General features: G+C 70.0%; 7 protein-coding genes. 2 read left to right on the forward strand and 5 right to left on the reverse strand.

All coding sequences use genetic code 11. The annotated features are described in order from the left end of the window. Window positions 1-118: 118 nt before the first annotated feature. The 3 genes from ACHUEU_RS12910 to ACHUEU_RS12920 form a co-directional block, all read right to left on the reverse strand. A complete protein-coding gene (locus tag ACHUEU_RS12910; protein ID WP_394216531.1) occupies window positions 119-1,003 on the reverse strand; it encodes a carbohydrate ABC transporter permease in 885 nt (294 codons plus the stop codon). Beyond that, window positions 1,000-1,863, reverse strand: coding sequence for a carbohydrate ABC transporter permease (locus ACHUEU_RS12915; RefSeq protein ID WP_394216539.1), 864 nt, complete (start codon window positions 1,861-1,863; stop codon window positions 1,000-1,002). The genes ACHUEU_RS12910 and ACHUEU_RS12915 overlap by 4 nt, the downstream gene beginning before the upstream one ends. Window positions 1,864-1,993: 130 nt before the next feature. Continuing rightward, window positions 1,994-3,274, reverse strand: coding sequence for an ABC transporter substrate-binding protein (locus ACHUEU_RS12920; RefSeq protein WP_394216532.1), 1,281 nt, complete (start codon window positions 3,272-3,274; stop codon window positions 1,994-1,996). A 204-nt stretch (window positions 3,275-3,478) separates the two neighbouring features. Here ACHUEU_RS12920 and ACHUEU_RS12925 point away from each other — a divergent pair, with 204 nt between their 5' ends. Then, window positions 3,479-5,041 carry a DUF3375 domain-containing protein gene (locus ACHUEU_RS12925; protein WP_394216533.1) on the forward strand — a complete coding sequence of 521 codons (1,563 nt, stop codon included), beginning with the start codon at window positions 3,479-3,481 and terminating at the stop codon, window positions 5,039-5,041. Between the two features lie 22 nt (window positions 5,042-5,063). On the opposite strand, the gene ACHUEU_RS12930 is transcribed toward ACHUEU_RS12925, so the two are convergent. Then, entirely contained in the window at window positions 5,064-5,426 is a 363-nt protein-coding gene (locus tag ACHUEU_RS12930; protein ID WP_394216534.1) for an MGMT family protein, read from the reverse strand. Between the two features lie 117 nt (window positions 5,427-5,543). Continuing rightward, entirely contained in the window at window positions 5,544-6,245 is a 702-nt protein-coding gene (locus tag ACHUEU_RS12935) for a hypothetical protein (protein ID WP_394216535.1), read from the reverse strand. Window positions 6,246-6,408: 163 nt separating this feature from the next. On the opposite strand from ACHUEU_RS12935, the gene ACHUEU_RS12940 reads away from it, so the two are divergent. Continuing rightward, window positions 6,409-7,110, forward strand: a complete 702-nt coding sequence (locus tag ACHUEU_RS12940; protein ID WP_394216536.1) for a DUF4194 domain-containing protein — start codon at window positions 6,409-6,411, stop codon at window positions 7,108-7,110. Window positions 7,111-7,183 lie beyond the last annotated feature (73 nt).

The following is a 7,183-nucleotide window of genomic DNA, read 5'->3' on the forward strand; positions in this document are numbered from 1 at the left end:
CTGCCGTATATGAGCGCCGAACCCCTCCAGGGCGTTCGCTCGCCATATACGGCAGTTCTTCGGTGGGGCGGACCGGCCGAGCACCGGGACGCTCCGACTGAGCTTCGCTCGCGCAGCCTCAGCCCTTGACGGAGCCCTGCATCAGTCCCGCCAGGAAGTACTTGCTCAGCAGGATGTACACCAGCAGCGTGGGCAGGGAGGCCAGCACTGCGCCCGCCATCGAGACCCCGTAGTTGGCCAGCAGCGCGCCGTTGGCCAGGTTGTTCAGCGCCAGGGTCACCGGTCCGTTGGCCGGGGAGGAGAAGAACACCGCGAACAGGAAGTCGTTCCAGGCATTGGTGAACTGCCAGATCAGCACCACCACGAAGCCGGGGATGGCCAGCGGCAGAGCGATGTGCCAGAAGGTGCGGAGCATGCCCGCACCGTCCATCGTCGAGGACTCGATCAGCTCATGCGGCACGGACTCGAAGTAGTTGCGGAAGATCAGCGTGGTGATCGGGATGCCGAACACCACGTGCAGCAGGATCAGCGAGGGGACGCCGTTGGGGACGTTGACGGCCAGCAGCATCTGCATCAGCGGGATCATCACCGCCTGGTAGGGCAGGAACATCCCGAACAGGATCAGGGTGAAGACGAGGTCCGCACCGGGGAAGCGCCAGCGGGAGAGGACGAAGCCGTTCATGCAGCCGAGCAGCGCGGAGATGATCGTCGAAGGGACCACGATCTGCATGCTGCGCCAGATCGACGGGGACAGCGCCTCCCAGGCGACGGCCCAGTTCGAGAACGTCCAGTCCTGTGGAAGCGCCCAGGCGCGCGCGGAGCTCGCGTCCGCGGGGCCCTTGACGCTGGTGATCAGCAGGACGTACACGGGGATCAGGACCACGACCACGCCGAGGACGATGGCGAGCAGGCGCAGCAGGTGCGCCCAGGGAAGTCCCCCGCGGGGGCGGGGAGGCACGGCGGGAGCGGAAGCCGGCGCCGGGGTGGTGACGGAAGTGCTCATCGGGTACGGCTCCGATGCTGCTGGACGAGATAGGGGACGATCAGGAAGGCGATGATGATCAGCAGGAACGCACCGACCGCGGCGGAGTTCGCGTAGTCGAAGCCCGACTTGAACAGGAACATGTCCACCGCGGGCACCTTGGTCTGGTAGGCGGCGGCCGAGGAGATCGACATGATCAGGTCGAAGGACTTCAGCGACATGTGGGCGATGATCACGATGGCGCTCATCAGCACCGGTGTGAGCTGCGGGAAGATCACCATGCGGTAGACCTGCCACTCGCTGGCACCGTCCATGCGGGCCGCCTCACGCAGCTCGTCGGGGACCCCGCGGAAACCGGCCAGGAACAGAGCCATCACATAGCCGGACAGCTGCCAGATCGCGGGCAGCGCGATCGCCACGATGCCGAAGGTGATGTTGTTCCACCACGGGTTCTGCAGGAAGTCCAGGCCGATCATCTGGAACAGCCGGTTCAGGCCGCTCGCGTTCTCGCCCTGGTTGGAGTTCAGCAGCCAGCGCCACACCACACCGGAGGCGACGAAGCTGACGGCCATCGGGAACAGGTAGATGGTCTGGAACAGGCGCCCGCCCTTCAGCGGGCGCTCCAGCAGCCACGCCCAGAGGAATCCCATCGCCATCGCCCCCACCAGGAAGGTGGCGGTGAACAGCACCAGGTTCGCCAGCGAGTGGCGGAAGTCCTCGGTGAGCAGCAGCTCGATGTAGTTCGTCAGCCCCACGAAAGCGACGGGTTCCCGGCCGGAGGCCTGCGCGGCGGTGTGGTTGTCCGTCATGGACGTCCAGAAGTTCACGCCCAGCAGGCCGTAGACGAAGATGCCGATCAGCAGGATCGACGGCAGGATCATCAGCAGCGGGGCACCGTAGTGCCCGGCGAGCTTCTTCACAGGGGCTCCTCGCTCCCGGCCATGCCGGGGTTCAGGGAGGGAACGGCTCCGGGGCGAGCGCCCCGGAGCCGTTCCCGTCGTCGTGCGCGGGTCAGGCCGAGGTGTTGGACTCGGCGATCGCGGCGAGCTCGTCCTGGTACCCGGCCACGTCGCTCGCACCGGTGGTGAACTTGCTGGTCGCGTCCGAGACGTCGTTCAGCCAGGCCACCGGGGTCGCGGCGCCGTGGGCGAGCGAGGGGGAGATCGCGTCCTGCGCGTACGAGTCGATCGCCGTCTGCTGGTAGGCGGGGAACTCCGCGGTGTCCACGTCGGTGCGCGCGGGGATCGAGCCCTTGGCGAGCGAGAAGCCGACCTGTCCCTCCTGGGAGCTGATGGTGTCCAGCCAGGCCTTCGCGCCGTCCGGGTTCGGTGCGCCGACGGGCAGGGTGAAGGAGTCGGCCAGGAAGCCGAAGATCTCCTCGCCGCCGCTGAGCGGGAAGTAGCCGAAGTCCTCGCCGTCCACCAGGTCCGCCTGCTGGAAGGAGGCCACCGCCCAGTCGCCCATGATGTTGTAGGCGGCCGTGCCGTCGATCAGCATCTGGGTGGCGTCGGTCCAGTCCAGGCCGTCGCGGTCGGTGTTGGTCAGCGCGATCAGCGCCCCGAAGTGCTCCAGCGCCGTGGTGACGTCGCTGCCGGACCAGTCGGTCTCCCCGGTCCACAGACCGTTGTAGGAGGTGCTGGCCAGATCCGCCATCAGGACCGCCTCGAGCAGGTTGACCTGGGTCCAGGTGGTGCCGACCGACAGGCCGGTGACACCGGAGGCCGCGGCCTTCTCGACGTCGGCGATGAAGGCCTCGACATCGGCGGGGACGACGGTGGGATCGATGCCGGCGGCCTCGAGCACCGCCGTGTTCGTCCAGACCACGTTCGAGCGGTGGATGTTCGAGGGGACGGAGTAGATCATCTCGTCCACGGTCAGCAGGGTCACCAGATCCTCGGGGAAGGCGTCGGTGAGCCCGTACTCCTCGTACAGCGCCGAGACGTCCTCGAGCTGACCGGCATCGATGTAGTCGGTGAGCTCGAGACCGGCGTGCGCCTGGAAGGTGTCCGGGGGGTCACCGGCCTGGAGGCGGGACTGCAGCATGTCCTTGGCCGCGCTGCCGGCGCCGCCGGCGACCGAGGCGTTGACGAAGGTGAGGTCCGGGTAGTCCTTCTCGAACTGAGCCACCAGCGCATCCAGTCCGGCCTTCTCCGAGCCCTGCGCCCACCAGGTGAAGACCTCGACCTCCGAGCTGCTGCTCTCGCCGCCGCCGCTGTCGGAGCCGCCGCACGCGGCGAGGCCCGCCGCGGCCAGGCCGGCGCCGGAGAGGGCAAGGAAGTTCCTACGCTGCATGGGGTTCTCCTTCGAAGATGACGATGACGTGGCGGAGATCGCGCACCGCCGACGGGGAGCAGAGTTTCGCCACATCGCGAAGTTACCCCAGGCGGCACGCGGATCGCGGGACATACCGGACACAGCTTGGCAACGAAATCGACGACCTCCGCGGGCCGGGGGTTGCCGTCGCCGCCGAGGGACGGGACGCTAGACTCTCCCCTCGTGACCACGACCGAGCCGAACCGGTGGACCGACCGCCGCACCGATGCCGTGTCTGCGCGCAAGGAGACCTACGAACAGCTGCGCCGGGCCAGCACCTGGCGCCTCCTGGCCGCGACGAAGGCGCCGGCGGTGCTCGCCATCCTGCAGGCGACCTTCCCCGCCGGCGACCGTCGGCTCCCGCGCAGCGAACTGGTCGCCCGGGTCGGTGCGCACCTGCCGCTGCTGCATGACGATCGCGACGAGGCAGCGCCCGATGACCACGACGACGCCGCGCCCGAGGACCTCGATCCCAGCGGGGAGGGGCGCGGCGGCCGCAGCGCCGCGGAGTACGTGGACGGCTGGGTGCGCGAGGGCTACCTGACCCGCCGCGACGACCCGCAGCACACCGAGACCACCTTCGAGCCGTCCCCGGCGACGATCGACGCGATCCAGTTCATCGCCTCGCTCGAGGAGCACCGGCCCACCACGACCCAGTCCCGGCTGCAGCTGGTGGTCCAGCAGTTCGAGCGCCTCGCTCAGGAGACCGAGACCGATCGGGACGTGCGCCTGGCGGATCTGCAGCGCCGCCGCGAGCGGATCGAGGCGGAGATCCGGGACCTCGCCGAGGGGGAGCTGATGCTGCCCAGCCCCGAGGCCTCCACCGACAAGCTGCGGGACATCCTGCAGATCGCGACCGAGCTCTCCGGTGACTTCCTCCAGTACCGGGAGGACCTGCGCGCCGTGGACCTGCACCTGCGCGAGCAGATCCTTTCGCCGGAGGGCTCGCGCGGCGAGATCCTCGAGCAGCTGCTGGCGGGCGACGACCTGCTGGGACAGTCCAGCGTGGGCCGGACCTTCACCGCGTTCTTCCGGATGCTCAACGACCCCGCGCAGACCCGCACCACCCAGGAGCTGGTGGACCGTCTGCTCGAGCGGGACTTCGCCCGTTCGCTCGGCCGGGACGAGCGCGAGAAGCTCGCGGGCGTGTTCAGCGATCTCTACGAACCGGCGCAGGAGGTGCTGGACGTCAAGACGGAGCTGTACCGGTCGCTGGCCCGCTTCGTGCGCTCCCAGGACTTCCGGCAGCACCGCGTGCTGCTGGAGACGCTGCAGGAGGCCCAGGGGCTCGCGCTCGCGCAGAAGGACGAGGTGCCCACCCGCACGCCCTTCCCGCTCGAGCTGGATCTCTCCCGGGTGCTGCTGAGCTCCGTGTCCCAGCACCGGCTGAAGGACCCCACCGATCCCGGCGCCCCCGCCGAGGCCGAGGTCCACGATGCCACCGCCCTCAGCATCGAGGTGCTGCAGGATCTGGTGCGCACCCACGACATCGACATCGTGGGCCTGACCACGGACATCAACGAGGTGCGCGGCCGCAGCGGGCAGGCCTCCCTCGGGGATGTGCTGCGCGAGCGGCCCGCCGAGCAGGGTCTGGCCAGCGTGATCGGCCTGATGTTCCTGGCGACCAACCATGCGCGGGAGCGCGAGGGATCCACGGAGGTCCTCAGCTGGCGCGAGCTGGACGGCAACGACTACGCGGCGAAGGTGCCGGCGTTCTACTTCCTGGAGGACGTCCCCCTCGAGTGACCCGGGCCCGGCGGCGGAGCGTTCAGGCCCCGTCGAGCTCCGCGAGGGCGGGCCGGGCGCGTTCGCGCAGCTCCTCGAGGTCCGCCCCGAAGTGCGCCATCCGGCACCCCCGACCGTGCGTCGCCACCTCGATGCCCTCCGCCTCCCAGTGGGGCAGCGCACGGGCCAGCAGCGGATGGTCGCCCGAGGCGCTGGTGACCCGCCACCACGGCACCCCGGACCCCCAGGTGCGCAGGATGCGGCCCACCAGGCGGGGGCCGACGCCGATGATCGCGCCGATCTCGCCGTAGGCCGCGACCTGTCCGGGAGGGATCGCCTCGACCACCCGCAGCACCCGTTCGACGGTGAGGTCGTCCATGCGGGTGCGTGAGGGTCCGGCGGGCATGGCCGTCAGTCTGGCACGGGCGCGCAGGCCCGGGTACTGGCGGCTGACGCGCCGACGGCGGCCCGGAGACCTCCTCTCGAGGTTCCCGGGCCGCCGTCGGTGCGGCTCGCCGTGCGCTCAGTCCCGGTGCGAGCCGTCCTGCGGATCGCGGAACTCCGGCGCCTCGGGGGGCAGCTGATCGTTGCGGTCCCGCAGCTGCTGCGGGGCGAGCGGATCCTGCTCGTCGGTGCGATCGCGCTCGGCGAGGTGGTCGCCCTCCTCGGCACGGTGCTGGTCGACGTGCCCCTCGGAGACCGGGGCGGGTTCCGGAGCGTCCTCGGTCAGCGACGCCTCGTCCGCGGGGCGGGCGGCGCGACGGCCGTGGCCCGTGCGTCGGGTGGCGGGGTCATCGGTGACGGCATCGTCCCCCGTGCGGTGAGGGGGGTCGGCAGGGGGGTTCGGGTCGAGCCGGTCGGCCTCGGCGAGCCGCTCCTCCATGGTGCCGCGCTCCTGCTCGACCGCGGCGCGCTGCTTCTCCGCCTCGGCATGGCGGCGCTCGGCCGCGATCTGCTCCTGCTCGGCCGTCTGGGCCTTCCGCTCGGCGTCGAGGCGGGCGCGGTCTGCCTCCAGCTCGGTCTCCCGCACCTGCAGGTCGCGCTCCTGGACGGTCTTCTCCTGTGCCTTCGCCTCATCGCGCAGCTCGGCAGCACGCTGCCGGTCGGCCTCCTGCTGCCGGGCCTGCCTGCGCTTCGAGGCCATCACTCCCACGACGATCAGGATGATGAGGACGATGAGCACTACCGCGACGATCCCGATGATGACGGGTGTGGACAGTTCCATGGTCGGCTCCTAGCGGTCGATTCCTCCGCACGGGGCGCACGGGGGTCTTCCTGCGTGTGGGGCCCATTGCACCAGATGGATCACCGGACCGCCCGCATTTCGACCAACCGCTCAGTTCCGACGGGCTCGTCCGGCGTGAAATGCGCCGGTAAGGTGGGGCCTCGTGATCAGCTCTGCGCCCCGCACCGATGTCGACGATCCTGCGCAGCAGGAGGACGGTGCACCGTCCGTCACCGGCACCGCTCTGGTGGACGAGTCCCGTCGGGTGCTCGTCCATCTCCTGCAGGGCCCCTTCCTCGACGGGCGTCGGGACAGCGCCCGGTACGCCCAGCTGCTGCGGGACCGCGCCGCGCTCGAGGCCCGCCTGGCGGATCTCTTCCTCGAACTGATCGTCGACGACGACGCCCAGGTCGCCTTCGTGCGCCAGAGCGAGGAGGACCTCGACGCCCCCAAGCTGCTGCGCCGACTGACCGGCATGAATCGTCTGGACTCGGTGCTGATGCTGGTCCTGCGGCAGATGCTGCTCACCCAGTCCTCGCGCGGTCAGCGCACGGTGGTCTCCGAGGCGGAGCTGCAGCAGGCGCTGGCCGCCTACCGCCGCACCACCTCGACCGACGAGGCGGGCTTCGCCAAGGAGGTGCGGGCCTCGATCACGAAGGTGCAGCGCGCCGGTCTGCTCGAGGAGCAGGGCGACGACTTCGAGGTCTCGCCCGTGCTGCGCCTGATGATCGGCCCGGACACGGCGCGCGAGTTCATCGCGCTGTACCGCGAGGCCGGGGTGAGCGGGCTCGAGGACCCGAGCGATGATCAGCCGGACGAGGCCGAGAGCGAATCCGGCGAGCCGCAGGACTCCCCGCAGGACTGATATGTAGGTCTTCCTGTCAAGTGTGCAGGGTGAAGCGGGGGCATCCACTGGCCGGTGGGTGCCCCCGCTTCGG

Origin of the sequence: Brachybacterium vulturis, from assembly GCF_043641765.1 — a bacterium.
Lineage (GTDB): Bacteria > Actinomycetota > Actinomycetes > Actinomycetales > Dermabacteraceae > Brachybacterium > Brachybacterium vulturis_A.

Bases quoted from the DNA above. Each gene is read 5' to 3' on its own strand.
- ACHUEU_RS12915 (WP_394216539.1), bottom strand. From the start codon at position 1,863: ATGATCCTGCCGTCGATCCTGCTGATCGGCATCTTCGTCTACGGCCTG.
- ACHUEU_RS12935 (WP_394216535.1), bottom strand. From the start codon at position 6,245: ATGGAACTGTCCACACCCGTCATCATCGGGATCGTCGCGGTAGTGCTC.
- ACHUEU_RS12920 (WP_394216532.1), bottom strand. From the start codon at position 3,274: ATGCAGCGTAGGAACTTCCTTGCCCTCTCCGGCGCCGGCCTGGCCGCG.
- ACHUEU_RS12930 (WP_394216534.1), bottom strand. From the start codon at position 5,426: ATGCCCGCCGGACCCTCACGCACCCGCATGGACGACCTCACCGTCGAA.
- ACHUEU_RS12910 (WP_394216531.1), bottom strand. From the start codon at position 1,003: ATGAGCACTTCCGTCACCACCCCGGCGCCGGCTTCCGCTCCCGCCGTG.